This window comes from Mesorhizobium sp. WSM3862 (genome assembly GCF_002294985.1).
In the GTDB taxonomy this organism is placed as follows: Bacteria; Pseudomonadota; Alphaproteobacteria; order Rhizobiales; family Rhizobiaceae; genus Mesorhizobium.
The window spans coordinates 172,502-197,364 of sequence record NZ_NSGE01000010.1; the positions used below are offsets into that span (position 1 = coordinate 172,502).

Below are 24,863 nucleotides of genomic sequence, written 5' to 3' on the forward strand. Positions count from 1 at the left end.
TTATGCGGAAATTTGCTGTTGCGCGCAGAAAATCGGCGATTTGAAGGCTGCGAGACACTCTTGAACGCCTGAGGTGGGCTACGTTGACATTGATTACTTTTAAAGGGCAGGGCCCTGAGTAGTCCCCAGAGCGTGGATGGGTCACGCCCCTGCAAGCCGGCTCAACGGACGAAATAAGCGCAGCCACCTTCGGCCGGGAGCTGCCGCGGCGTGGCAGCATATTGACCAGCCGCGTGGCAGGACCGTTCCGGGTAGCCCAGCGCCGCTTCGTAACCTTCCACCAGGCTTAGCATACGGCGCGCATTCCTTGGTGTTCGTGGGGGCGAGGAATTCGATCGCTCGCATGTAACCGGCGGGCGATGGGAAGGTACTCAGCTTTCACAGTTGGGGTTGCTGATCCCACCGTGGCGCGTCGAAACACGTACGACGCACGGTTAGGGTGGATTTCCGTGGCGACCCTAGCGAGCGCAGATCCGCCTGAACGCGGAAATTATTTTGATGCGGTGGCGTGAGGGGGGCGATACGGCGTCGAACGACGATGCGCTGCTTAAGCGAGCCCGACACCGTCGCCGGGCCCGCGACTACCATTAGGTGCTGGTCCCGAATTTCCTTAGTAACTGAGCATAATCTTCTGGTAGATTTCGACCGCCTTCGCCACTTGGTCTATTTCCACGTACTCGTTAGCAGTATGAGCTTGGTCAATACTGCCAGGCCCAAGAATAACGCAGGGAATACCCCCCAATGAGAGCTGACTAGCATCCGTCCCATATGGAACTCCGCGGTGCTGGCCCGTTCCGGCAACTTCAGCACAGGCCTTTGCCGCGACTGCGGCGATTCTTGTGGCTTCCGCACTCGGGGGAGCTGGATCCTCCAGAGCAGGTAGCAGCGAGTGTACCTTGATCTTATCGGGACCCTGCCGCAGGCCTTCCAGGATGTTTTCTACCTCCTGTAACGCGTCCGCCGGTCGCTCTCCTGGTATAAGCCGTCGGTCGATCCATACGCGGCAGGATGGCGGTACCGTCGCTAATTCCGCACCCCCTTCGATAAGCGTGATCGTGAGGGTCGGCGGGCTGACCAGGGGGTGGATGCGCTGGGCCAGAGTGTCATTAATCTTGTCGAGCGCCAAGATAACCTTGGCCATTCCTGTGATCGCGTTCACTCCGAGATGGGGCTTGGAGCTGTGTGCAGGCACACCCTCTACTTCAACCTGCCAGCGGACCGATCCTTTATGAGCAACCACAAGCTCCAAGTCAGTGGGCTCACCAACCACTGCGGCCTCGTAGGATACACCTGATTGAGCGATTTTTCGCGCTCCCTTCTTCCGGTATTCTTCGTCGACGCTTGCGCCTAGGACGATGGTGTATCGTGGCTTACGGTCCCCCAAGGTGCTAAGAGCCATGAGCATTGCCGCGAGCGGGCCCTTATCGTCGCAACTTCCTCGCCCATAAATCCGACCGTCGCGTTCCTCCGGCGAAAAAGGATCTGCCACCCAATTGTCGACAGGGACCGTGTCCATATGCGAAATGAACAAAACGCGCTTGGAAGGGTCTTGTCCAGGCACCCAGGTAAAGAAGTTCGAACGACCGTCCTGAACTTCCTGACACTCATACGGCAGGTTTCGCTCGCGGCAAAAATTCTCTAGAAACTCGGCGATTCTTTGCTCTCCGCTCCCCTTTGCTGACGCTGACGGGTTGATGCTCTCAATTTTAATGAGTTGCTTGAGCAACTCGACCGTTTGTCTTCCTGTGGACGACATAAATACTCCTATCCCTCCTTGAGAATGCAGCTTCCGGCTATGCCAGCCAGTTCTTTGCCAGAGCTACGACGCGGTCAACCTCGTCTGTGGTGTTGTATAGATGAAGTGAAAAACGCAGCATCCCCCGGCGGACCGAGACAATCACCTGATTCTCCGACAAATGCTCGTGCAGCGAATGAATGCGGTTGTCAAATTCGCGCGAACCAGCAAGCTCTGGATCTCCGAGAGCAACGATACTTCCGGTGTGATTGCCTGGTGCGCCGCCGCAAACCGGTAGCCCGAGATCCAACAAGCCCGACGCCAGCCGTCTTGCTACCGATGTGACGCTTTGTTCAATCGCCAAGGTGCCGATTTCCATCAGTTGTCCGATTGATGCGTAGACCGCTATCACGCCGGCGAAATTATAATGGCCAATTTCAAAACGGGGCGCCCCGGCGCGCAATTTAACCGAATCGAATATAGGAGCCGATTCTGGTGCGTCCCCAAGATCAACGCTAAAGCGCGCGAGGTATGCAGGACTCAGGCGATCGGCCCATTCTCGACGGCAATACAGAAATCCCAACCCATAGAGTCCCATCAATCCCTTGTAAGAGGATGCCACCAAACCGTCGACACCGAGCCGAGTGACATCGGTATCCAAGATACCGACGGACTGCGACGCGTCGGCCAAAAGAAAAGCGCCAGCCCGCTTGCAAGCTTCGGCAATAGGCTCCATCGCCGTCTTGAATCCTGGCACCATTGTGACCGTCGAGACTGTCACGATACGAGTGCGAGAGTCGATGGCCTTGACAAAAGCATCGTACGGAATTGCACCGGCATCAGCTTCTACAATCCGCAGCTCAATTCGATGCTTGTCCCTGATTTGTAGCCAAGGCAAGATGTTGTTTGCATGCTCCAGTTGCCGGCACAGCACGACATTATCTCCGGGCCGCCAATCAATCGCGTTTCCGATTATATTGATGCCTTCGGAAGCGTTCTTCGTGATGGCAACCTCGTCTTTGTCGGCCGCGATGAATTTGGCGAACCTGGAACGAGTCCGCTCGACGAGTTGCATCATTCTTTCTTCGTCATTCAGGCCATTCAGTCTGTTGTCGAGGTGCTGCTCCATAGACATTCGGGTCGTCCTGGATATCAGCCCCTGATTTGCAACATCCATGTAAATGGCGCTTCCAGTGGCCGGAAACTCCTGTCGAAGGAGGTCCAAGGGCAGAAAATGGCTGGTCATGCTCGTTATCGGATCCGTGTTCATGGGTTGGGAATGCAAAACCTATCATTAAGCCCACAGTTACGAGCCCGAAATTCATTGGAGCCGTCGAGCTATCTGACGGGCGCCCGTGCCCGGGGCCGAAATGGCAACAAGAGGTCACCACTCGGGCTAGGCGAGGAGCTTCGCTTATCAGATCATTTTTATGGCTTGATCATTGTGGAAGTCAGGCTAATATCACCAAAGTCGAGCCGTTTTTCTGCGCGAAAGCCCCTTTTTTTGCAGTGATGATGAAATGGACCTGGATCGAGTCGATCGGAAGCTTCTCAATGCCGTTCAGCGCGACAATCGCCTTACGACAGCCGAGTTGGGCGAACTTGCGGGCCTTTCTGCGACCGCTTGTCAGCGGCGGCTGAAGCGACTGCGGGATGAAGGTGTCATTGAGGCAGACGTCGCGGTGGTCTCGCCACAGGCCGTGGGTCGGCCCATGCTCATGCTGGCGTCGATCAGCCTCGAGCGAGATCGAGTAGACATCATAGATCGGTTCAAGCAAGCGGTCAGGCGCACGCCTGAGATCATGAGTGCGTACTATGTCACTGGTGAAGCCGATTTCGTTCTCCTGATCTCAGTGCGGGACATGGCTGAATATGAGGCATTTACCCGTCGATTTTTTCACGAGTCCGATATCAAGGCTGTCAAGACGATGGTCGTGATGGACCGGATCAAGGCATCATTAGCTTTGCCTATTGAGGAGTAGGCCCGGCACTGCATCCGGGTTCGTACTGTTCGTGCAGCTTTATCTGGCGATCGCGCAACCGGTGCTGCGCAGTCAAGTCCTGCGAGTTCGGATACCTGGGTGAGTAATTCCAGCCGGCGCATACGCCGCTAGACCTAGAGCGGTTCAAGATTTGACGGAATCGGAGGGGATTCCCGATTTGTCGGATTTGTGATTCAAGATGCTGGCTGGAATGGAGGCCAGCATCTGATGACGCGACCTCTTTCGGACGATCTTCGCGAACGGGTTGTGGCGGCGGTTTTGAGTGGTGAGAGCCGCCGGTCGGCCGCCAAGCGGTTCGGCATTTCGGTTTCGGCGGCGGTGAAGTTGTTGCAGCGTCATCGGGCGACTGGCTCGGTTGCGCCTGGCAAGATGGGCGGACATCGCAAGAGGGTGCTGGAGCCGCACCGTGCTTTCATCGAGGGCCGTCTGCGTGAAACACCGCATCTGACGCTGCATGGTCTGAAGGATGAATTGGCCACTCGCGGGGTCAAGGTCTCGCACAACGCAGTGTGGCAGTTCCTGCGCCGCGAGGGCCTGAGCTTCAAAAAAAACGCTGTTCGCCCTTGAGCAGGCCCGCGCCGATATTGCCCGCAGGCGCCAACGATGGCGATCCTGGCAAACCGGCCTCGATCCGCAGTGCCTGGTCTTCATCGACGAGACCTGGATCAAAACCAACATGGCTCCACTGCGCGGTTGGGGGCCGAAGGGCAAGCGGCTGCGCGGCCTGGCTCCGTACGGCCACTGGCGCACGCTGACCTTCCTCGGCGCGCTGCGTTGTGATCGGCTTGCGGCACCTTGCGTCTTCGACGGACCGATCAACGGCCAATGCTTCCGTGCTTATGTCGAGCAGCAGCTCATTACCGTGCTGAAGCCCGGCGATATCGTCGTCATGGACAACCTGGGAAGCCACAAATCCGCGGCCGTCAGGCAGATGATCAAGGCCGCCGGCGCCAGGCTCTGGTACCTGCCGCCCTACTCACCCGACCTCAATCCGATCGAGCAGGCCTTCGCCAAGATCAAGCATTGGATGCGCCAGGCGCAGAAACGCACCGTCGAGGACACTTGGCGCCACATCGGCCACCTCGTCGAAACCATCGAGGCTGCCGAATGCAAGAACTACTTCGAAAACGCCGGATACGCTTCCGTCAAAACGTGAAAGACTCTAGGCCGTCGAGCCGGAGGCAAGTCAGGGCTTGCGCCTGCGAGAGCTGCCGATTTCAATCATAGGTCTAGCTCGGAGGCGATAAGAAATTTCGGGCAGCGTTGCAGAGGACAACAGCGCCCATCGACAGCGCCTGTTCATCCACTCGAAACCGTGGATGGTGAAGTGGATAGATCGCTCCGAGCTTCTCGTTGCGGATGCCCAGCCGGAAATAGACCGACGGGCACTTCTCGCTGTAGAAGGCAAAATCATCAGCTGCGGTCCAGCCCGCCGCGCTCAGGATGTTGTCTTGCCCCAGCAGGCTGGCCCCAGTTCGGCGGATGAGTTCGACCATGTCAGGGTCGTTGATGACGGGCGGTTCGCCACGTCTGAGGTCCACCTCGGCACTGGCATTGTGGCTTGAAGCGAGGCCCTCCACAACCTGGCGCAGCCTCTTCCAAGCGTGCTGACGGGTCGATTCATGCCCGCTTCGGATCGTGCCTTTCAACCTCGCCTCGGCGGCGATCACATTGTACGCGCTTCCGCCTTCAATGCTGGTGATGGAGATGACCAGCGGATCGTACGGGTCGATCTCGCGCGACACGATCTTCTGCAGCTCGCTCACCATGGAGCAGGCGACGGCGATGGCGTCGACGCCTTCGGACGGTTTTGCCGCGTGCGCGGAGTTGCCGGTGACGGTGATGTCAAATGTATCGCAGGCAAGCGTATACGGCCCTGCGCCGACCGCGATCTTCCCCGTCTCGGTATACGGATCGACATGGATGCCGATCGCCGCATCGACATCGTCCAGAAGCCCCTCTTCCACGACCCTGCGGCCGCCAAGCGGCTCCGCTTCCTCGGCAGGCTGGAAGATTATCCTCACCGTGCCGCTGAAGGACTGCTTTTGGCGTTCGAGCATGACGCTCGCCGCATAGCCCATCGCAGCGTGGGCGTCATGGCCGCAGGCATGCATGACGCCGGGCCGCTCGGAGCCGAACGGCACCTGCGAGGCTTCCATGATCGGCAGCGCGTCGATGTCGGCGCGGATGACCACCTTGCGGTTCGAGGCACCGGCCGTGCCGACGACATCGACGGCGAGACCGTAGCCCGCCACCGACCTGACGCCGGTCAGGCCGGCTTCCTCGAGCATCCGTCGCAGATAGGCCTGCGTCTGGTGTTCCTGGTTCGACAGTTCCGGGTTGCGGTGGAGATGACGCCGTATCTCCATCATGCGCCGCTCCAGCGCGGGATCCATCTCAGCGTTTGACATGTATCTCTCGCGGGAAATTGGTCAGCGTTTCGCGGCCTGTGGCCGTCACGAGGATCGTTTCGCTGACCTCGATCCCCCAGCCATCCATCCACATGCCGAGGATGGAATGAAGGACGTTGCCCGGCTTAAGGATCGTCTTGTCGCCCTGGCGCAGGCTGATCGTGTGCTCGCCCCAATCCGGCGGATAGGCGGCGCCGATCGAGTAGCCGATGCGGGACTCCTTCTTGAGGCCGTGGCGCTGGATGACCTTGCGCCAGCTGGCCTCGACATCTTCCGCCACGGTGCCCGGCTTGATCGACGCAAGCACGGCGTCCATGCCTTCCAGCACCGCCTTGCCGGTGTCGCCGACCTTGGCGGGCATGGCGCCCAGTTGGAGCGTTCTGGCGAGACCGGCGGCATAGCGGCGCACGACCCCGGCGAGTTCGAGTGCTACGGTTTCGTTGTCGCCGAAGCGGCGGTCGCTCCACATGATGTGCGGTGCCGAGGCGTTTTCGCCGCCCAGTATGGTGGGTGGCAGGGCAGTGATGTCGCCCGCGAAATCCGGCGAGCCGGCGATCTGGGCGGCCTGGATCCTTGCGATTGCGTCGCACTCGCGAACGCCTGGCGCAATGACGTCATAGGCCGTGGTGACCGCCGCCTCCGCAAGGCGCGAGGCTTTGCGGAGATAGCCGATTTCGGCGTCCGACTTGACGCTGCGAATCCAGTTCACCAGAAGGTCGGCGTCGTGGAACACGGCGTTTGGCAGACCCGTCGTCAGGCGCGCGTGCGCCTTAGGAGAATAGTAGTAGGCCTCGAGCTCGATGCCGATATTGCCGCGACCCCAGCCCTTCCTTTCGATCCAGTCGGCGATCCAGTCCATCGGATGGCGGTCTGGGCGCTGGACATGGTCTTCCGGGAAGCCAACGACGTTTTCGGGCTTCATCCATGCCGTCAACAGCCCGCCGGCGGCATCCATGGCACGACCGATCCAGACCGGCTCCTCGTCCGCGAGCGGCACCAGAACCATTTGCGGCGTGTAGAACGACCAGCCGTCATAGCCAGTAATGTAGTGCTGGTTGGCGACGTCGTTGACCATCAGCAGATCAAGGTTGCGGCGCGCCATTTCGGCGCGGATCGCAGACAGCCTGCTGCGGTATTCGCTGCGTGCGAAGGGCAATTGGATCATCGAATCATCCTATTCAATAGCGTGCGGGTGTGTTCACTTAACGCCTGGATTGGGCTGTGCCGACCCGGTTGCAACGGCAATCGACAAGAACTGACCGAAGCCGACCCGTTCGACCTCTCGTCTCCCACTCGGTTATGCTGAGGCCGCTCAGCCAAGGAGCGCCATACGCTATCTCGAGAATGCAATGCGGCGCTCTACTGGCAGTTTGGCATACTTTCGTTACTTAGCCTCCGATCGATCTGCCGGGTCCTATTGCCCTGCTTGTTCGACCGCATTCTCTCTCGTTGGAAAATCGGCAATCGTGACTGATGCGGCGCGCATCCGTATGCTTCGCGATAAGCTTTTGAGAAATGCGATGCAGAAACAAAGCCGCAAGCCATTGCGATTTCAACGACTGGCAAGCGCGAGCTGATGAGTAGAAGGTGCGCTCGTTCCAGACGCAGATCCAAATAGTAGCGGCTCGGAGAACATCCTAGTTCCCGCCTAAATAGCCGCTCAATTTGACGACGGGATAGTCGGGAGACTCCCACAAGTTCGTCCAACAGCAATGGCTCGGTGAGGTTTGCCTCCATCGCTTCGATTACCTTGATGACGGCTTGGTGATTTAGTTGCATTCGAGAATGAAGTGGTAGACGTTGGCGGTCACCCGCTGAACGGGTGCTACACGCGATAGCTTTTTCGCAGATTCTGCTGACGACTATCGCCCCATGATGATGGTCGACTAAGTCAAGAAACATGTCGAAGGGGGCGTCTCCTCCGGCGCAAGTGTAGAGGTTCCCGTCGCGCTCGAAGGCTGTTTGAGTGGCTACCACGCCTGGGAACTGCTCAGAGAACATAGGAAATTGTTCCCAGTGAACTGCGCAACGCCGCCCTTCCGCAAGGCCCGCCCGAGCAAGCGCGATTGTGCCGCTACCTATCCCTACGAGGCTGCCGCGGCGGTTGCGAGACTCTCGAAGCCATGCATCAAGCTGTTTGTCCGGACCAGGAGCATTGCGGCCGCCCACGACTACGACGACAGGGGTTGAGATCGATCGCCGGGTCTTTTCACGTTCGACGGGCAACGACGAATCGGCGCAAATCGACAGCCCACAACTCGAGGCCGCAGGTCGCCCGTCGTCTGAAATGACCTGCCAGCTATACACGTCCCGCCCCAAAACCTCGTTAGCGAGCCTCAGCGCTTCAACTGCCGATGAGAAGGCCCGGAGCGAAAAGGAAGGCAGGAGATAAAAGCAGAAATTCTGGCACGTTGACTGTGAGTCTAGCATCCCGGAGTTCCTTTCTCGACCCTGATCTCTCGTGCGTCGAGCAAGTCCCAAAACTTGCACGACCGCCTGCTTTCTTGGAGACCAGAGCAGCTACGCAACAAGACGCCCCCCAGGGAGCCGTATTCCGCTAGCTGCTTCGAAACGCCCGCTCGTCCGCCGGCATACAACTAGGCGAGGCTCCGGTCTGGGCCGCTGCTTGGCGCCGGCCCCCGTAGTCGGGGGCCGGTTTTCTGCGCAAAGGAACATTTGAGCTTTCCACTCACACCCGGGAACCGCTCGATACAGGCCCGGGTCAGCCGCGCCGGCCGCACCTTTGAAGGCTTTCAGGCCTCCAGCACCGCATTCGGCTGCCCGCGCCTCAGATGTTATGCCCGTCACGCGTGAGCTCATCCATGACAAAGCGAACTGCACTCTCAGCAATGCCAACGATTTCTTCGACTTCACCCTTCGTTGTCACCAACGGAGGAGCGAAGCCGAGGATGTCCCCATGCGGCATGGCGCGAGCGATAAGGCCGCGTTCACGCGCTGCCTTGGAAATTCGCGCACCGATTTTGAGTGCCGGATCAAAACTCTTCCGATTGTCTCGATCGGCCACAAATTCGATTGCGCCCATGAGGCCGACGCCGCGAACTTCGCCAACAATCGGCAACTGCGCGAATTTCGCCTTCAGCTGCGCCTGGAAGAATGCACCGACCTCGCGGGCATTCCCGGGAAGGTCCTCTTTCTCGACGATATCGAGAACCGCGTTGGCCGCGGCGGCCCCGATCGGGTGGCCGGAATAAGTGTAGCCATGCGAGAAGGCGCCGACCCTGTCCGCCCCGTCCTCCAGGACCTTGTAGACCTTTTCACCGACAATGGCCGCGGAAAGCGGGAAATAGGCCGAAGTCAGACCCTTTGCGATCGTGATGAGGTCTGGCTCGATGCCGTAGTGGTGCGAGCCGAACATGGAGCCGGTCCGACCAAAGCCGGTTATGACTTCATCTGCGATGAGCAGCACGTCGTGCTTCTTGAGCACGGCCTGGATTGCTTGCCAGTAGCCTTCCGGAGGAGGCGTGATGCCCCCCGTACCGAGCACCGGCTCGCCGATGAAGCCGCCCACATTGTCTGGCCCAAGCCGTTCGATCAGCTGATCGAGTTCTTCGCCGCGCCGCGCTGAAAATTCCCGTTCGGACTCGCCTGCATGCGCGCCCCAGTAGTGATGTGGAACACCGGTGTGAACGATCTGCGGAAGTGGCAGGTCCATGTGGTCGTGATAAAAGCTCATGCCCGTCATCGAGCCGGACACGACGCTGCAGCCGTGATAGCCGCGTTCACGCGAGATGATCTTCTTCTTGTTCGGCTTCCCCCGCAGATTGTTGTAGTACCAGACGAGCTTGGCCTGGGTCTCGTTCGCATCCGACCCGGACATGCCGTAGAAGACCTTGCTCATCTTGCCCGGCGCCATCTTAACGAGGCGATCGGATAGGATCGCAAGCTCGTCCGTGGTGTGGGCAGCGTAGGAATGGTAGTAGGCCAGCCGGAAAGCCTGGCGGGAAATCGCTTCGGCGACCTCGGTGCGGCCATACCCGACATTGACGCAGTAGAGGCCGGCGAACCCGTCGATCAGCTGGTTGCCATGCGCATCCTGAATGCGGATGCCTTTGCCTGTCTCAACGATGGTCGGCTCACCGAGCTTGCCGGTGGCAAAATCCTTGAGCTGCGTGAAGGGATGTAGCACAGCGTTTCTATCTTTTTCGCTGATATCCTTGATGTTGATAGTCATAGGGCTTTCCTTTCAGTTTGAGATGTTGCCGATGCACACGTATTTGGGTTCGAGATATTCGGCGAGACCATGCCTTGAGCCCTCCCGGCCAAGCCCGGATTGCTTCCATCCGCCGAAAGGTATGGGTGCGCCGGTAAATTTCGCCGTGTTGACGGCGACCATGCCGTACTCCAACTGATCGGTAAGCCGCATGGCGCGGTTCAGATCTCGTGTGTAAACGTAAGCCGCAAGGCCCATTTCCGAGTTGTTGGCCCGCGTAAGCACTTCCGCCTCTTCGTCGAACGGAAGGATTGCAGCCACCGGCCCAAAGGTCTCTTCCTTGGCGATCAGCATGTCGTCAGTGACGTCGGCTAGAACAGTCGGGGTCACAAAATTGCCGCTGAGCGGATTGTCGGCGCCAACAACGATGCGGGCACCGGCACAAAGAGCTTCCGAAATCTGTCGCCTGCACTTTTCCGCGACGGACGGTTTGGTCATTGGACCTACGTCGACACCGGACTCGAATCCGTGCCCGACTTTCAGTTTGCTGGTGGCCTTCGCGAATTCCTCTACAAAGCGCTCATAGCTTCCCCGCTGGACGTAGATCCTATTCGCTGCCAGGCAGTCCTGCCCGGATGTGGCGAATTTGGCTGCCATGCATCCAGCCACGGCACTCTCCAATGGTGCGTCATCGAAAACGATAAAAGGAGCGTTGCCGCCGAGCTCAAGTGAAGCCTTCTTCAGCGTTTTTGCGGACTGCTCGAGCAGGATCCGACCGACCTCGGTCGAACCCGTAAAGGAGAATGCCCGCACATCGGTATGGTTCAGCAGTCGTTTGGCGAGTGGGGCAGCCTCTCCCGTGATCACTTGAAACACTCCGGCGGGAACTCCTGCGTCCTCGGCAAGCCGGGCAAGCGCCAGAGCTGACAAGGGCGTTTCCGGGGCGGGCTTGACAATCATGGTGCAACCAGCAGCCAACGCGGCTCCTGCTTTCCTTGTGATCATAGCCGAGGGAAAGTTCCAAGGGGTTATGGCTACGGTTACACCGACCGGCTGCATCTGCACCGAGAGTCGGCTGCCCGCGAGATGGCTCGGGATGATCTCGCCGTAGGCCCGCTCGCCCTCCGCCGCAAACCAGTCAAGAAAGCTGGCGGCATATGAAACCTCACCGCGCGCCTCGGCTAACGGTTTGCCTTGCTCGGCGGTCATGATAACGGCAAGGTCTTCCGCATTCTCGCGCATACCCGTGGCCCATTTCCGCAGGTATGCGCCCCGTGCCGAAGGAAGAACATCGCGCCAATGTTGAAATGAGCTTTTCGCGACTTCGATTGCGGTGTCTACGTCAAACGTCTCGCAGGCTGCCACTTGAGCCAGCTCTTCGCCAGTGGCCGGGTCCACGACAGAGAGTTTTTCAGCCTTGGACAGCCAGGCGCCATTTACATAGGCGCAGTTTTGCAAAAGATCCTGGCGTTTTAGGCCCCTTAATGCGGTTGCTGAACCTTTCATCGTGACCCCCAATCGATTGTCCATTTTCGTCAAATTAGCCCCGCAGCTGCGGCGATTGGCAGCGTGATGTACGCCAACCAAGGCGTTCTCCTGCGAATAATGACGGTCAGCTGAGTTTTCCTTCTAATCTCGGCCCGTTCTTGGGAGCCGTGCGGACCGCGCTGCGGCAATCCCAGCAGGGCTCCGCCAGCGGATCGACCGCTGGTTACCTGCCGTCCGCTGTGGCCTTTGAAGCCAATATTGAAGGCACCGTGCATATTGAAACGCGCTGCGTCGCGGAACCGGAAGATAACCTGCGCCAGAAGGACAAAAACGCAGCTTTCCTGCGGCGGACCGGCGGGGTCCCCGCGTAGCGACCTCTGAAACATGCTAGGTTTCTCGATCAGTACGGATGGGAAGGGCAAGATTGCTTGGCCTGATCCGCTAACCTAGGTGCAGAGGACGACTGCGAAATGGACTTTGTAAAACCCTTCCTACCTGCGGAGTATCAATGCCGCGTCCGTGACGTGAAGGCACGGATGGGGGAAGCAGGATTCGACCTGCTCATCTGCCAAGACCCCGCAAATATATGCTGGCTGACCGGCTATGACGCGTGGTCCTTCTACACGCCTCAAGTGGTTCTATTGCACCTAAAATCGGAAACGCCGATTTGGATCGGGCGGCTGGTCGACGTGAACGGCGCTCGCGCCACGACGGACTTGCCTGCTGACAACATTATCAATTTTTCCGACGACCGACTGCATCATATGGAGTTACATCCCTACGACGAAGTCAGCGAAATCATAAAATCCCGCGGTTGGGGATCTGACCGCATAGGGGTTGAGCTCGATGCGCATTTTTATACAGCGCGTGCGCATCAGCACCTTGTCAATGGCCTTCCAAATGCAAAGTTCTCTGATAGCCGCGGCCTCGTCAATTGGGCCCGACTCGTCAAGTCCGACGCCGAACTCGTCTACATGAGGGAAGCGGGTCGGATTGTCAGCCACACTATGCGTCAGGCAATAAATAATCTGAAGCCGGGAGTTCCCGAATACCAAATCGTCGCTCAGATTTATGCCGATCAGATAAGAGGCGTCGATGGGGAGTACGGTGATTATACAAGCCTCTGTCCCTTGATACAGGTTAACGAGAAGACGAACGCTCCACACCTCACATGGTCGGACAAGCCCCTGCCCAAATCGGGGCTGGTTCTCCTGGAAATTGGAGCAGCCCGGCGCCATTATCACGCGCCTCTGACCCGTACGGTCTACATGGGGAAGCCACCTAAGGAGGCCCAGCACCTCGCCAATGCCATTATCGAAGGTGGCGACGCTGTCCTCGAAATGGCGAAACCGGGCGTAGTCGTCGACGAGTTGAATACCGTGTGGCTGGACGTCTTGAACCACCACGGATACGTGAAGAAGGGTCGGTCCGGCTACTCGATCGGTATGAACTTCCCGCCCGACTGGGGCGAGCGCACGGTGAGCATTCGTTCTGGCGAAAAGACGGTGCTCCAGGCGGGAATGTGCTTCCATTTCCAATCAGGGGTCAGGCCCCCTGCCTTCGGAGCCGCCATCTCGGAGTCGTTTGTTGTTACCGATAAGGGTGGCGAGCGGCTGGCCGATGTCGCCCGCGAGCTAATAGTCGTGGACTAGCAAAGAGTTCCGGCATTTGTCTACTTAACTGGATTGGAAGGGTGCACTGAAATGCTTCCCTCTCAATCCAGCTGTCTCCCCAGTGCCTCAGAGCAACTGATGTTTGAGGGTGGGGCAGACCCGCACGGCCGGCCGAAACGCAAATCCCCTGGATGGCGCAGTGTCTTGGCTAGTCGGTGGGTACAGTCAGCATCGTTGACGTGCCACAGCTTGGCGCGGAGTGCCGACCGCGCCATTCGTCGTCGGTGACCTAAAGCGTTGCAGGACGGCGGGTCGAACCCCGAGGAGGATTTCCCCAGCGCAGACCTGACCCCTTTAGTTAAAATGCACAAAGGTGTGCATTTATCGTCTCGTCCAGACCGGCGGACTGTCAATGTTTGGCTTCGTGTGTTGTTGAGGACGCTCCCCCCTTGAAGACGAACGCGCTGGTGTCGGGATCGGTTACATCGGCTGCTCGATCGCAACTTGCGGGCGCTCCCCCTGGTGCCGCCAGGGCGACTAGCTCGATCTAGTGGCCTTTTGCCCTAGCCTCCATTGCTACTGTCTACGCGGATCGTGTCGATACCAATGTGGCCCTACGGATCAGTCCAGGCGCAAGACCGCATCGGCAAGGATCAACATGATCCGATGACTCACAGACTCGAGTCGAATCCGCCGAGGGCCAGGGGAGCAGAAGCCACCGTTTACGACTTGGAGTCGGACGCGGGGTGCTGGGTTCGAATTCTCACATATTTGATTGTTGTGTCGCCGCACCATCGCGTGCGCGCAATAATTCAGCGCCGAGGTTCAGAAAACGCAGAAGGACATCGCTTTCAGCCCCATTTAGCACCATCTCCACGAGCGTCGCCCCCTAGTCTGTTGAAAAAGGACTGACTTTTGCACGTGGGCTGGAAATGCGCTGAAGCGCTCCAACAAAGCTCAAGCTGAATTGTCGCAACATTTTGCCGCTGCCGTCTCCGAGAACGAACAAGGATACATATGATTACGAACCCGCCCTGCCGTCCTCGTGAAGTACCGACCCGGCACCACGAAATTGTGATCGTTGGTGGAGGCATAGCAGGCGCAAGTATCGCCTTTCACCTTGCAAAGAATGGTAAGAAGGACATTGCGCTCTTGGAGCGCAATACCCTAACATCCGGCACGACTTGGCATGCCGCAGGCTTGATCATGCAGACGCGTGGTACTCACGCGCTGACGGAGATCGCAAAATATAACGCAGAACTATACTCCGCTCTGGAAGCGGAGACCGGACAAGCAACCGGATTCAAGCGAAACGGCACGCTCGGGGTCGCCAGAACTAAAGAGCGTCTCTACGAAACGGCCCGCAATGCTTCGATCGCCAAGAGTTTTGGCCTTCAGGCTAATATGATCTCGCCGAGCGAGGCGAAAAGGCTCTATCCAGCCCTCAACGCCTCGATCATCGAAGGTGCAGTCTTTATCCCGGGCGACGGCCAAACCAATCCTGTCGACACGTGCATGGCATTAGCTATTGGCGCCAAGCAAAAGGGTGTGAAATTAACTGAAAACACTGAAGTAACGGACATTTGGAAAACAGTAGATGGCAATTACCAGGTCCGGACAAGGGAGGGTGTCGTCGAAGCTGAAATTCTCGTGCTCGCGTGTGGACTTTGGACGAGAGACCTTGCCTCCAAGTTAGGTGCGCGCATTCCGATCTATGCAGCAGAACACTTTTATGTGGTGACCGACGCTATGGATTTTGTGGCGCCGACCTTACCTGTGCTGCGTGATACAGACGGACATGTGTACCTGAAAGAAGACACAGGAAAGCTCCTTGTGGGTGCCTTCGAGCCTTGGGGCAAGCCTTTGCCGATGGGAAAGCTCCCGAAGGAAACGGCCTTCATTGAGCTTCCTGAAGACTGGGAGCATTTTGAACTGCCGATGACCAAGGCAATCGAAATTGTCCCTGATCTCGCGAACGCCGGCATTGCCAAGTTTTTCAATGGTCCTGAAAGCTTCACCCCAGACCTTCTGTTCATGATCGGGGAAGTTCCTGGGTTGAAAAACCTCTACGTTTCCACCGGTTATAATTCAGAAGGCATTGAATTCGGCGCAGGCGCAGGGCGAGCTCTGGCAGAGTGGATCGTCGCGGGCGAGCCTCAAATGGACATCAGCTTCGTCGACGTCGCACGATTTCATCCCTTCCAGGTCAACAAGCGATATTTGCACGATCGCACGGCCGAAGTGCTGGGACTTCACTACAAGATGCACTGGCCAGCCTACCAGCCTGAGACATCCCGAGGGGTCCGCAAAAGCGCGCTTCACGACCGGTGGGCGAGGCTTGGAGCCAGCTTTGGTGAAGGAATGGGATGGGAGCGTCCCATGTGGTTCGCAGGCGAGGGGGAGCCGACCAAAAACATCTACTCCTACGACGAGCCGAACTGGTTCAAGCATGTCAGTCAGGAGTGCAAGGCTGCCCGCAACGACGCTATCTTGTTGGACCAAAGCTCTTTCGGCAAACATCTGGTTCAGGGTCGCGACGCCGGCCGTTTCCTTCAGTGGCTTTGCGCCGGCAATGTAGATGTTTCCGTAGGAAAGCTGGTGTACACCCACATGCTCAATGAAAACGGCGGGATAGAAACAGATGTTACTGTAAACCGCTTGTCGCAGACAGAGTTCCTAATTATCTCCTCAGCGACCGTCCATCCCAGGGATAAGGCATGGATTTCCAAGCATATTACCGATGAATGGAATGTCACACTAACTGATCTCACGTCCGGGTACGCGGTCCTTTCATTGCAAGGCCCGCGATCGCGCGAGATCCTATCCCGGGTAACGGACACAGATCTGGCGAACTCGGCCTTCCCATTCGCCACCAGTCAGGAAATCGATATCGGGTATGCTCGTGTAATAGCCAATAGACTGACCTATGTTGGAGAGCTTGGTTGGGAGCTTCATATTCCAACCGAGATGGCACAACATGTGTTTGACGTCGTGTGGGAGGCCGGCCAGGCTTATGGCCTCAAGGCTGCGGGATACCACGCGCTTGAACACCTCCGCTCCGAGCGCGCTTATCGAGAATACCAGCTCGATCTCACGCCAGTGGATACACTGCTTGAAGCGGGTTTGGGATTTACGGTGGACTGGAATAAAGAAGGCGGATTTATCGGAAAAGATGCTCTGGCTTCACAGAAAAATGCCGGGCCGTTGAAAAAACGCTTGGTATCGTTCAAGCTTCTCGATCCGAAACCTGTTCTCTTCCATGAGGAGCTTATCCGCTGCGACGGGCGGATTGTCGGCTATATTTCCTCTGGCGTGAAGAGCTTTACAATCGGAACCTCAGTTGGACTTGGATACGTAAACCATTCCGGCGGCGTCACAAAGGACTTGATCGAGAACAGTCGGTGGGAAATCGAGATCGCCGGCAAGCTCTACGAAGCCGACGCATCTCTGCGGGCGTTTTTCGATCCAAATGGGGATCGGGCTAAACAATAGGTGTGCGCAGCTGTGGAAGTGGAAGGAGCTCGTAGTTCCGCTCCGCAACCGCTTTGAAACGGTGAGCTCACTCTCATTCTGGCGTGGAAGCTTGAATTGACGCGCACCTTCGACCAGACGCGGCAGTGAAAATGACGAGGTAATCATCGTGGCGAAAGGTTCACAAATCGAGCGCATGGAGATCCACTCGGCCCGGTGAGCATCCCAGTCGATGCCTACTACGGTCCTCAGACGCGAGGAATCGTCAACTTTCCCATTTCGGGAATAAGGATCAGCCATTTCCCGAACGTCATCAAGGCGCTGGCCTACGTGAAAATGGCAGCGGCGCGCGCCAACGCCGGGGTCGGCGATCTCGATAGGCAAAAGGCCGATATCATTTGCCAAGTCTGCGAAGAAATCGCGGCGGGCAGGCATCTTGGCGAGTTTCCCCTCGATGTGTTTCAGGTTGGCGCAGGCACCTCAACCAACATGAACGTCAACGAGGTCATCGCCAACCGCGGCCTGGAGATCATGGGACTGCCACGCGGACGATACGATCAGCTGCATCCCAACAACGACGTCAACCTAGCTCAATCGACAAACGATGTTTATCCGACAGCGATCCGCCTTGCGATCCTTCTTTCACGCGGGGCGCTGCAACGAGCTTTGGAGCAGCTCGCGGTCGAGTTGGAGGCCGAGGCGGAAAACTTTTCGGACGTGATCAAGCTTGGGCGGACGCAGCTGCAGGACGCAGTTCCGATGACGCTGGGCCAGGAGTTTCAGGCTTTCGCGACAACACTGCGCGAAGACGTGGCCCGTCTTGGTGAGATTGCCAGCTTCTTCCATGAGATCAACCTCGGTGGCACGGCGATTGGCACGGGCATCAATACGAATCCCGACTATCAGGCGGCAGCTGTCGCGGAGTTGCGCGCAATATCCGACCTTCCCGTCGTAGCGGCCGGTAATCTGATCGAAGCCTGCTGGGATACCGGCGCCTTCGTGCTGTTCTCGGGAATGCTGAAGCGGACGGCCACGAAACTCTCGAAGATCTGAAACGATCTGCGGCTGCTTTCCAGCGGCCCGCGAGGCGGCTTCAACGAGATCAATTTGCCAGCGCTTCAGCCCGGCTCTTCGATCATGCCCGGTAAGGTCAACCCTGTAGTGCCGGAGGTGGTCAACCAGGTCGCCTTCCAGATCATCGGTTACGATCTCACGATTACTCTTGCCTCCGAAGCGGGGCAGCTGCAGTTGAACGTGATGGAGCCGGTCATCGCTTACAACATACTGCACTCGCTCGAGCTTCTGACCAATGCCGTCGATGTGCTGCGCACGAAGTGCGTCGCGGGCATTACTGCAAATGCAGAGATTTGCCGCAAACATCTCGAAGCCAGCGCCGTCGTGGCGACAGCTCTGACACCTGCGATCGGCTACGAGCGGGCAGCGGAGCTTGCCAAGCAAATCTTGTCCTCCGGCAAAACGATTCGCGAAGTCCTGGCCGAGCAGCCGGACCTGTCGGAGGAACTCATCGCACAAACCGCCGATCCGCACCGTTTGACCGGGCCATCGCGATCACGACTGGCATCGTAACAGCGAGGGCTTGGTATCTGCGCAGTGGGCGCTGCGCAAGGAAAGTCGGAGCGCCCTTTGCTGAACATCGGCGCCGTTCGAAACATAGTCTGGAACCATGACAAACAGCGCAAATTCAGTCGATCTCGCCCACCGCCTTGTTCCTGGCGTCGAAGCCGCGCCGGCGATCGCGGCGCCTGCACGGTCAGCCCTTGCGCATGGCGGGCTTCGTCGGCTGATCTGCGAGACGGCCGCGAAGCTGAACGCGCTCGGCATCGGCCGTGGCGACCATGTCGCCATCGTGCTACCCAACGGGCCGGGTGGCAACGGCCTTCATATAACTATCGCTGCCTCCGCCTCCACGGCGCCGCTCAATCCGGCCTACCGGGCGGACGAGCTCGATTTCTATCTGAGCGATATCGGCGTCAAGGCGATCCTCGTCGGCAAGGACGAGAAAGGACCTGCGGTCGAGGTTGCCAAGCGCCTGGGCATCCCAGTGCTGCGGCTGGTGGTGCCGGATCGCGCGCCGGCGGGCGTCTTCGCGATAGAAGGCGATCCGGTCGGCCCGGTGGTCGCATCCGGACTGGCCGAGGATGGCGACACGGCACTTCTCCTGCACCTCGGGCACCACCTCGCGCCCCAAGCTGGTGCCGCTCAGCCACGCCAACCTCGCCGCCTCGGCCGCCCAAATCGGCGCAACGCTCGGCCTGACGCCTGCCGACCGTTGGCTGAACATCATGCCGCTATTCCATATCCACGGCTTGATCGCGGCAGTGCTGTCCTCGCTTGCCGCCGGCGGCAGCGTCTTCTGCACGCCGGGCTTCAACGCGCCGCGCTTCTTCCATTGGCTCTCCGAAGCCAAGCCCAGCTGGTACACCGCCGTGCCCACCATGCATCAGGCGATCCTGCCGCGCGCCGCCCGCAATCCCGAGCAGCTCGCCGAGGCGAAGCTGCGCTTCATCCGCTCTTCTTCGGCGTCGTTGCCGCCGCAGGTCATGGCCGAGCTGGAGAAGACGTGATCATCGGTTGAAGCGACATTATGCCCTCGCGTTCCATATAGCTTATTGGAATCCGTGTCCTTTCTGGCACTATAGCAGGTGTCAACTGGGCCACTTTGCGCAACTCATACCCTGTGAACGCAGGAAATTGACGTCTCTCTTACTGTGTGCGCATTGTTTAAGCTTGGCGCTGCGCCATCGCCTCGCGCGATACAAGCAGCCGAAACGAGTCATCATCGCCGAGGACCTCCCGCGCAACACCATGCGAAAGGTGCAGAAGAACCCTCTGCGCGCACGCTATAGCAACGTTTATCGGCGCGCTTCCTAGTCTAGGAAGTGCTGGTAATCCCGATAGCAAGACCTATGTGGTGAGACCATGCCGCTCGGTATGAAAGTTTGCCGTGTAGAGTGCGTATTCCGATAAAGCCGGCCACCGATTCCGATTTGAAGCCGGCCAGTCATTCCGATTTCATCCGGCCGGCGTTCCGATTTGAAGGCGGCCATTTTTCGGACTGATCCTGGGTCTCGTTGATGTTTGGGTTGGGTTTTGTTTCAGGTCAAGCTTCGGTGTTTTCGGGTACGATTGGCGGGCGCTGTTTTCGCATGCTTTCACCGGTGAGACCGATGCGATAGGCGTTGTGAACGAGGCGATCCAGGATGGCGTCGGCCAAAGTTGGGTTTGCAATTATTTCGTACCAGCGATCCACGGGGACCTGACTTGTGAGGATGGTTGAGCGTCGTTCGTAGCGGTCCTCAATGATCTCCAGGAGATCGCGGCGTTGGTCGTCATTGAGTTTTTCCGGTCCCCAGTCATCGAGGATCAGCAGGTCGGTCCTGGCAAGCGATTTGAGGATCCTGCCGTATCGCCCGTCACCTCTTGCAAGGGCGAGCGTGGCGAACAGCCGGGGAACTCGGTGGTATGTGACGGAGAAATCCTCGCGGCAGGCCTTGTGACCGAGAGCGCAGGCAAGCCAGCTCTTGCCGACGCCGGCTGGTCCGGTGATGAGAAGGCTGTGATGCTTTCTGATCCAGTCGCAGCCGGCAAGCGCCATGAACAGATTGCGGTCGAGACCGCGTGCAGCACGAAAGTCGGCATTCTCGATCTGCGCATCGTGACGCAGCTTGGCAGCTCTGGCGCGGGCCTCGAAACGCTTCTGGCGGCGCATGGTCGCCTCGCGTTCGAGCAGCATGGCAAGCCATTCGCCGTGCTCGAGGCCGCGCGCTTCGGACTGTGCGTCGAGTTCCTGGAAAGCGGTTGCCATGCCGTAAAGGCCGAGCTCTCGCAGCATGTCGATGGTGGGATTGATCAGCATGGGTGTGTCTCCTCAATGAAAGTAATCAGGGCCACGCAGATTGGCGTGATCGACGATGGCGGTTGGTTCGGTGGAATGGCGTGCGGCTTTGTGATTGGCGATGAGCGAAGCAATGCTCTTGCAGTTCAGGCCACCGATCTCGACGGCGCGGGCTGATACGGCTTCAGCCCGATTGCGCTCGATGTCACGAAACAGGCGCAGGATGCCCAGGCATGTTCGGAAGCCCTGTTCGGGGTGCGGACGGCTGGCGAGAATTGCGATGACCAGGCCTTCCGTCTGCGGTCCGATTGATGCGCCCCAGCGACGGAAGCGATCCGGGGTCCACTCGGCATAGCGCCGGTGGGAACTGGGCATGTGATCCGGATCAGTTCCATGGCGAGGACCTCCATAGCGGCGCTGATGCACCGCAATGCGCTTGCCGCGGTGGAAGATCTCGATGGTGCGCGCCGTTGCCCTCAGATCCACCTGCTGGCGAATGAGGCTGTGCGGCACGGAATAGAAGAAGGTCTTGAACTCGACGTGGTAATCCGTCGAGACGCGGGCCAAACGCCATTCGGCAAACTCGTAGTCTTCGCCCGCAAGGCTGGCGAGTGCGGCACGCTCGACACTCTCAAACAGTTGCCGGCGACTGACGCCCAGCCGGCGCATGACGTGGTCGTTGATGCGATCGAGTGCCTGGCCAATGGAGTGTTTGCGTCCAAGTCGCCTCAGCATAGGTGAAGCTGGAGGCGCCGAGCACCGCCACGAAGATCTCCGCCTCACGGATCTCACCGGTCTTGCGATCAACAATCGGGATCTTCTTGCCGGAATAGTCGACGAAGACCTTGTCGCCGGCCGTATGCTCCTGGCGCATCGTCGGCGAAAGCCGCTGCTCGAAACCGCGAAAGAGTTCGCAGAAGCGACTGTAGCCATATCCTTCGGGATGCGACCCACGATACTCCTCCCACAGGAAGCAAGGTGACGCCGGGCTTCTTGAGTTCGACCGCAATATCGGCCCAGTTCGGTTCTGTGCGTCTTCTCGTGCCCTGTTTGACGCCGTTGCGAGTGAAGAGTTTGTTCTCGAGCGCATCGTCGGTCAGTTCGCCCGGCAAGGGCCAGCTCAATCCAACCGCCGCTGCGCGCTGCAGATTATCCTGCAACGTACTGCGCGCTATTCCCAACACGACGGCAATCTCGCGGGAGCTGGTCCCGCTTCCGGCAAGCCGCAGCATTTGTCGTAACTGTCTCATGGTCAGCCTTCTCTTTGCCGGCATCAAAATCTCCCCGTTCACCGCGGGGCATTTGATGCCAAAGTTGCTGACCCAGGAGGTAATGTTCAGTGCCGAAAACTGGCCGACTTTTGATTGGAATAGTGGCCGGCTTCAAATCGGAATGGTGGCCGGTCTTTGATCGGAATGGCGGCCGGCTTCACGTCGGAATCCGCATGTAGAGGGCCAATGGCGGCCTTTATCACCGCGACCTTTGCATTATCGGGAACCAGAAGATGGGCCACGCCGCCAAAGAAGGCGAAGGCGCTATTGTGCGCTTCAATCCAGTCCGCGAACTGCTCGGTCCACGTCGCGCAGGCAAATGACAAGCTCGATCCGCCGAGCACCGCCACAAACAGATGGGGCATCGCGCACCTCACCGGTTCGGCGGTCGACCACAACCGGCACCGTGTCGCCGGCGTAGTCGACAAACATCTTCTCACCCCCCGCGTGGCTTTGCCGCATCGTCAGAGGCAGGCGGCCTTCCCAGCTCCGGACAGATCACACCAGCGGCTGTAGCGATAACCATTCGGGTGCGCGGCGATATATTCTTCCCACAGAACCTGCAGCGTGACATGCTTGCGTTTCAGCTCGCGTGCCACCGCCGACCAGTCCGGTTCCGGCTGCTTGCGCCGGCCCGGCTTCACCCCAGGTAAGCCTTACAGACAAGCTTCCAGGTCGGCGTCGCTCGTCTCGGCCGGGACCGGCCAGTTCAGCCCGGAGTGTGCAAACCGCTTCAGCATATCCCGCACCGTCGTCGCCCCGCCCCGGCACGCTCGCCAATCGCCCGCGTCGATAGCCTGCTTCCAGGCTCAAACGCAAAATCTCGCGCACATGGCGCATCTTAACCCTCCTCGTCAGCATCCATTCCTCCGGTCGTTGCCAGACCGGAGGATGCCCCAAGATCAGGTTCTCCTAACTCCAAACTGCGCGCGATCGTATCGGAATGCTGCGCGGGTAATTCTCGGAATGCTGCGCGCCATCACTTCGGAATGCCGCGCGCGATGACCTCGGAATCCGCCGCCGCGAGCGGGACAAGCACAGCTTCAACGTCCCGTTCCTTCTGCGGATTGTCCGCCCAGATCGGATCGTCCAGCAGCTCGAGCGTCTTGAGGGCATGATCATCGAGGCTCGCATCGGTCGCCTTGCGCAGCATCGCTAGCCAGCCAGCGAAACCCGGAACCGGAGACAGCGTCACGAAAGTCTTCAGACCCGGCAGTTCGCGACGCAAATCTTCGAGCACCTGCTTGATAAGAAAATTCCCGAAAGAGATGCCGCGCAGTCCGTCCTGACAGTTGGAGATCGAATAGAAGACAGCGTGGTGGCGTCCTGGGCCGTGATTGGGGAACGGTTCTCGTCGAGCACGTCCGCGATCGTAGAGGGAATCGCCTTCGTCAGCGCAACCTCAACAAAGATCAGTGGATCGCCTGCGAGACGCGGGTGGAAGAACGCAAAGCACCTGCGGTCGGCAGGAGCCAGTCTCCGTGATCCCATCTCGCTAACCGCGCGCCTCCCCGGTTAGGGCCGGGGAGGCGGTAGAGGCCGTGCCGCTTGGCTTCAGCCCTTGCAGAGATCGGTGGCTTTGGTGCCGTCTGGCAACAACAGCTTGTCGTAGCCGTATTCGCCGACAGCCGCCATCATTTCTGCGGAGCCGATATAGCCCTTAAGCTCCACATTGAAAGCGTCGACCGAAGCCTGGTCATCGAGCCGGAAGGCAAAGGCGGTAGCCTGGCTTCTCCGGAGAGGTGAACGGATCGGCCAGTTCGATCCCGCCGCCGCTGCCGATATCGCCCCTCAGACCCAAGGGGTCGCCGATTCCGATGTCCGCACGGCCCGCCTTCAAAGCCTGCACGATCTCCGCATAGCCGGCGACCTGCATGATTTTGTCGTCGGGGACGCCCACCTTTTGAGCGACCTCAACTGCTCGGTAGGCAGCGCCCGTGACCATGGTCAGACCTTGTCGCGAATATCTTCGTAGGAATGCAGATCTTTCGGGTTCCCCTTCGGCACAGCCGCCGCCGTTGGGATGGTGGCGATCAGGTCGGTGAACAGCACGTTGCGGCAGCGCTCGGGCAAGATGAACATGCTGTCGGTGATGATATCGAAGCGATCAGCTTGCAGGCCAGGAATGAGCGAGCCCCATTCGGTGACGACGGGCTCAATCTGGTGACCCCCATTTTCTTCAAAACTTGCTGCGCCATAACGACGGCGCTGCCGAGCGGCTCGTTGTTATTTCCGGCATAGGCCCACGGGCGATCATTTGAGAAACCGATTCGGATTGGCTCTCCGTTTTTGATCTTTTCCGGTAGGGAAGCGGCTGAAGCTGCCCCGGTGACTGTTCCCGCGCAAGCGCCGCCATGCCCAAGGCAGCAAATCCCCTCAGAAGTACACGCCTATCCAAAGCGCACCTTCTCCTAAAACATTCCAGTTCGCCATCGGTATTTTTCTTATCTTGCCATAGGCGCACCAATATTCAAGTTAATGCGTAATGCGACCCATAGCGTGGGTTCCCTTTTTGTGGTGAGCCGAACTCTATTCGCGATGGACTGATTTTCATCAACACCTGACAGGTAGTCGCGAGGTGCCCACGGCCGTAACAATAACAGCTGCGGTGGGCTGCTATGGTGCGAATTGCCGCTCCAAGCGCAGAAAACCCGTCGTCGTCTCTGACTTTTGTGTTCAGGTCCGCTTCGTGAGGCGCGCGACGAAGCCGTAGCTGGACGTCGATGTTCGGTCACTATTCTCCCGCGCGTTTGCACCGAGAGTGCTCAGAGCCTTCTCTGATTGGGGTCGTTGTGGTCAAGGTGCTCCTGCACTTTTTCTCGGACCGTTCCGCGGGTCACTCGC

General features: G+C 58.7%; 15 protein-coding genes and 5 pseudogenes. 7 read left to right on the forward strand and 13 right to left on the reverse strand.

All coding sequences use genetic code 11. From position 1 onward, the window contains the following. Positions 1–610 precede the first annotated feature (610 nt). Together CK224_RS25905 and CK224_RS25910 are read right to left on the reverse strand one after the other, a co-directional pair. Positions 611–1,756: a M20 family metallopeptidase gene (locus CK224_RS25905; RefSeq protein ID WP_095783736.1), complete on the reverse strand. Its 1,146-nt coding sequence runs from the start codon at positions 1,754–1,756 to the stop codon at positions 611–613. A 37-nt stretch (positions 1,757–1,793) separates the two neighbouring features. Next, complete coding sequence (locus tag CK224_RS25910) at positions 1,794–2,981, reverse strand: aminotransferase class V-fold PLP-dependent enzyme (protein ID WP_245426219.1); 1,188 nt, start codon at positions 2,979–2,981, stop codon at positions 1,794–1,796. 274 nt (positions 2,982–3,255) lie between these two features. On the opposite strand from CK224_RS25910, the gene CK224_RS25915 reads away from it, so the two are divergent. Together CK224_RS25915 and CK224_RS25920 are read left to right on the forward strand one after the other, a co-directional pair. Continuing rightward, complete coding sequence (locus tag CK224_RS25915) at positions 3,256–3,717, forward strand: Lrp/AsnC family transcriptional regulator (RefSeq protein ID WP_095783738.1); 462 nt, start codon at positions 3,256–3,258, stop codon at positions 3,715–3,717. A gap of 228 nt (positions 3,718–3,945) precedes the next feature. After that, positions 3,946–4,894, forward strand: a protein-coding gene (locus CK224_RS25920) for an IS630 family transposase (protein WP_095783739.1) whose coding sequence is annotated in 2 segments (ribosomal slippage) — positions 3,946–4,281 and positions 4,283–4,894 — 948 coding nt in all. Because the reading frame shifts where the segments join, the coding sequence is not laid out codon by codon here. Positions 4,895–4,967: 73 nt separating this feature from the next. On the opposite strand, the gene CK224_RS25925 is transcribed toward CK224_RS25920, so the two are convergent. From CK224_RS25925 to CK224_RS25945, 5 genes are all read right to left on the reverse strand, one after another. Then, the gene (locus tag CK224_RS25925) at positions 4,968–6,149 is read right to left on the reverse strand and encodes an amidohydrolase (RefSeq protein WP_245426221.1); all 1,182 of its coding nucleotides are present in this window, start codon (positions 6,147–6,149) and stop codon (positions 4,968–4,970) included. Next, positions 6,136–7,314 carry a M24 family metallopeptidase gene (locus CK224_RS25930; RefSeq protein WP_095783740.1) on the reverse strand — a complete coding sequence of 393 codons (1,179 nt, stop codon included), beginning with the start codon at positions 7,312–7,314 and terminating at the stop codon, positions 6,136–6,138. The genes CK224_RS25925 and CK224_RS25930 overlap by 14 nt, the downstream gene beginning before the upstream one ends. A gap of 194 nt (positions 7,315–7,508) precedes the next feature. Next, positions 7,509–8,579: a GlxA family transcriptional regulator gene (locus tag CK224_RS25935; protein ID WP_095783741.1), complete on the reverse strand. Its 1,071-nt coding sequence runs from the start codon at positions 8,577–8,579 to the stop codon at positions 7,509–7,511. A 358-nt stretch (positions 8,580–8,937) separates the two neighbouring features. Further along, positions 8,938–10,341 carry an aspartate aminotransferase family protein gene (locus CK224_RS25940; RefSeq protein WP_095783742.1) on the reverse strand — a complete coding sequence of 468 codons (1,404 nt, stop codon included), beginning with the start codon at positions 10,339–10,341 and terminating at the stop codon, positions 8,938–8,940. A 12-nt stretch (positions 10,342–10,353) separates the two neighbouring features. Next, the gene (locus CK224_RS25945; RefSeq protein WP_095783743.1) at positions 10,354–11,826 is read right to left on the reverse strand and encodes an NAD-dependent succinate-semialdehyde dehydrogenase; all 1,473 of its coding nucleotides are present in this window, start codon (positions 11,824–11,826) and stop codon (positions 10,354–10,356) included. A gap of 149 nt (positions 11,827–11,975) precedes the next feature. Between CK224_RS25945 and CK224_RS31005 the strand changes: the two genes are divergently transcribed. The 5 genes and pseudogenes from CK224_RS31005 to CK224_RS25970 all read left to right on the forward strand — a co-directional run. Next, a complete protein-coding gene (locus CK224_RS31005) occupies positions 11,976–12,179 on the forward strand; it encodes a hypothetical protein (RefSeq protein WP_141245882.1) in 204 nt (67 codons plus the stop codon). A gap of 99 nt (positions 12,180–12,278) precedes the next feature. After that, positions 12,279–13,460 (forward strand): Xaa-Pro peptidase family protein, encoded by a 1,182-nt coding sequence (locus CK224_RS25955; RefSeq protein ID WP_095783745.1) that lies wholly within the window; start codon positions 12,279–12,281, stop codon positions 13,458–13,460. Between the two features lie 978 nt (positions 13,461–14,438). Beyond that, positions 14,439–16,913, forward strand: coding sequence for an FAD-dependent oxidoreductase (locus CK224_RS25960; protein ID WP_095783746.1), 2,475 nt, complete (start codon positions 14,439–14,441; stop codon positions 16,911–16,913). A gap of 195 nt (positions 16,914–17,108) precedes the next feature. Beyond that, positions 17,109–18,479 (forward strand): annotated as a pseudogene (locus tag CK224_RS25965) (aspartate ammonia-lyase). A 97-nt stretch (positions 18,480–18,576) separates the two neighbouring features. Further along, positions 18,577–19,468 (forward strand): annotated as a pseudogene (locus CK224_RS25970) (AMP-binding protein); the annotation flags it as partial. A 545-nt stretch (positions 19,469–20,013) separates the two neighbouring features. Here the strand turns inward: CK224_RS25970 and istB are convergent. The 6 genes and pseudogenes from istB to CK224_RS32120 all read right to left on the reverse strand — a co-directional run bounded on the left by istB (position 20,014) and on the right by CK224_RS32120 (position 24,179). Beyond that, positions 20,014–20,769 (reverse strand): IS21-like element helper ATPase IstB, encoded by a 756-nt coding sequence (gene istB / locus CK224_RS25975; RefSeq protein ID WP_095783747.1) that lies wholly within the window; start codon positions 20,767–20,769, stop codon positions 20,014–20,016. A 12-nt stretch (positions 20,770–20,781) separates the two neighbouring features. Continuing rightward, positions 20,782–22,022, reverse strand: a pseudogene (locus CK224_RS25980) (IS21 family transposase). A 188-nt stretch (positions 22,023–22,210) separates the two neighbouring features. After that, positions 22,211–22,859: pseudogene (locus CK224_RS32110) on the reverse strand (transposase); the annotation flags it as partial. 178 nt (positions 22,860–23,037) lie between these two features. Further along, positions 23,038–23,501, reverse strand: a pseudogene (locus CK224_RS25995) (malonyl-CoA decarboxylase family protein); the annotation flags it as partial. A 214-nt stretch (positions 23,502–23,715) separates the two neighbouring features. After that, positions 23,716–23,964 carry a hypothetical protein gene (locus CK224_RS32115; RefSeq protein WP_245426223.1) on the reverse strand — a complete coding sequence of 83 codons (249 nt, stop codon included), beginning with the start codon at positions 23,962–23,964 and terminating at the stop codon, positions 23,716–23,718. Positions 23,965–23,966: 2 nt separating this feature from the next. Further along, a complete protein-coding gene (locus CK224_RS32120; protein ID WP_348628414.1) occupies positions 23,967–24,179 on the reverse strand; it encodes a transporter substrate-binding domain-containing protein in 213 nt (70 codons plus the stop codon). Positions 24,180–24,863: the final 684 nt, after the last annotated feature.

What these genes read in the sequence shown, in the direction of transcription:
- CK224_RS25905 (WP_095783736.1), bottom strand. Translation starts at nt 1,756, where the DNA reads ATGTCGTCCACAGGAAGACAAACGGTCGAGTTGCTCAAGCAACTCATT.
- CK224_RS25910 (WP_245426219.1), bottom strand. Translation starts at nt 2,981, where the DNA reads ATGACCAGCCATTTTCTGCCCTTGGACCTCCTTCGACAGGAGTTTCCG.
- CK224_RS25915 (WP_095783738.1), top strand. Translation starts at nt 3,256, where the DNA reads ATGGACCTGGATCGAGTCGATCGGAAGCTTCTCAATGCCGTTCAGCGC.
- CK224_RS25925 (WP_245426221.1), bottom strand. Translation starts at nt 6,149, where the DNA reads ATGTCAAACGCTGAGATGGATCCCGCGCTGGAGCGGCGCATGATGGAG.
- CK224_RS25930 (WP_095783740.1), bottom strand. Translation starts at nt 7,314, where the DNA reads ATGATCCAATTGCCCTTCGCACGCAGCGAATACCGCAGCAGGCTGTCT.
- CK224_RS25935 (WP_095783741.1), bottom strand. Translation starts at nt 8,579, where the DNA reads ATGCTAGACTCACAGTCAACGTGCCAGAATTTCTGCTTTTATCTCCTG.
- CK224_RS25940 (WP_095783742.1), bottom strand. Translation starts at nt 10,341, where the DNA reads ATGACTATCAACATCAAGGATATCAGCGAAAAAGATAGAAACGCTGTG.
- CK224_RS25945 (WP_095783743.1), bottom strand. Translation starts at nt 11,826, where the DNA reads ATGAAAGGTTCAGCAACCGCATTAAGGGGCCTAAAACGCCAGGATCTT.
- CK224_RS25955 (WP_095783745.1), top strand. Translation starts at nt 12,279, where the DNA reads ATGGACTTTGTAAAACCCTTCCTACCTGCGGAGTATCAATGCCGCGTC.
- CK224_RS25960 (WP_095783746.1), top strand. Translation starts at nt 14,439, where the DNA reads ATGATTACGAACCCGCCCTGCCGTCCTCGTGAAGTACCGACCCGGCAC.
- istB (WP_095783747.1), bottom strand. Translation starts at nt 20,769, where the DNA reads ATGCTGATCAATCCCACCATCGACATGCTGCGAGAGCTCGGCCTTTAC.
- CK224_RS32115 (WP_245426223.1), bottom strand. Translation starts at nt 23,964, where the DNA reads ATGGTCACGGGCGCTGCCTACCGAGCAGTTGAGGTCGCTCAAAAGGTG.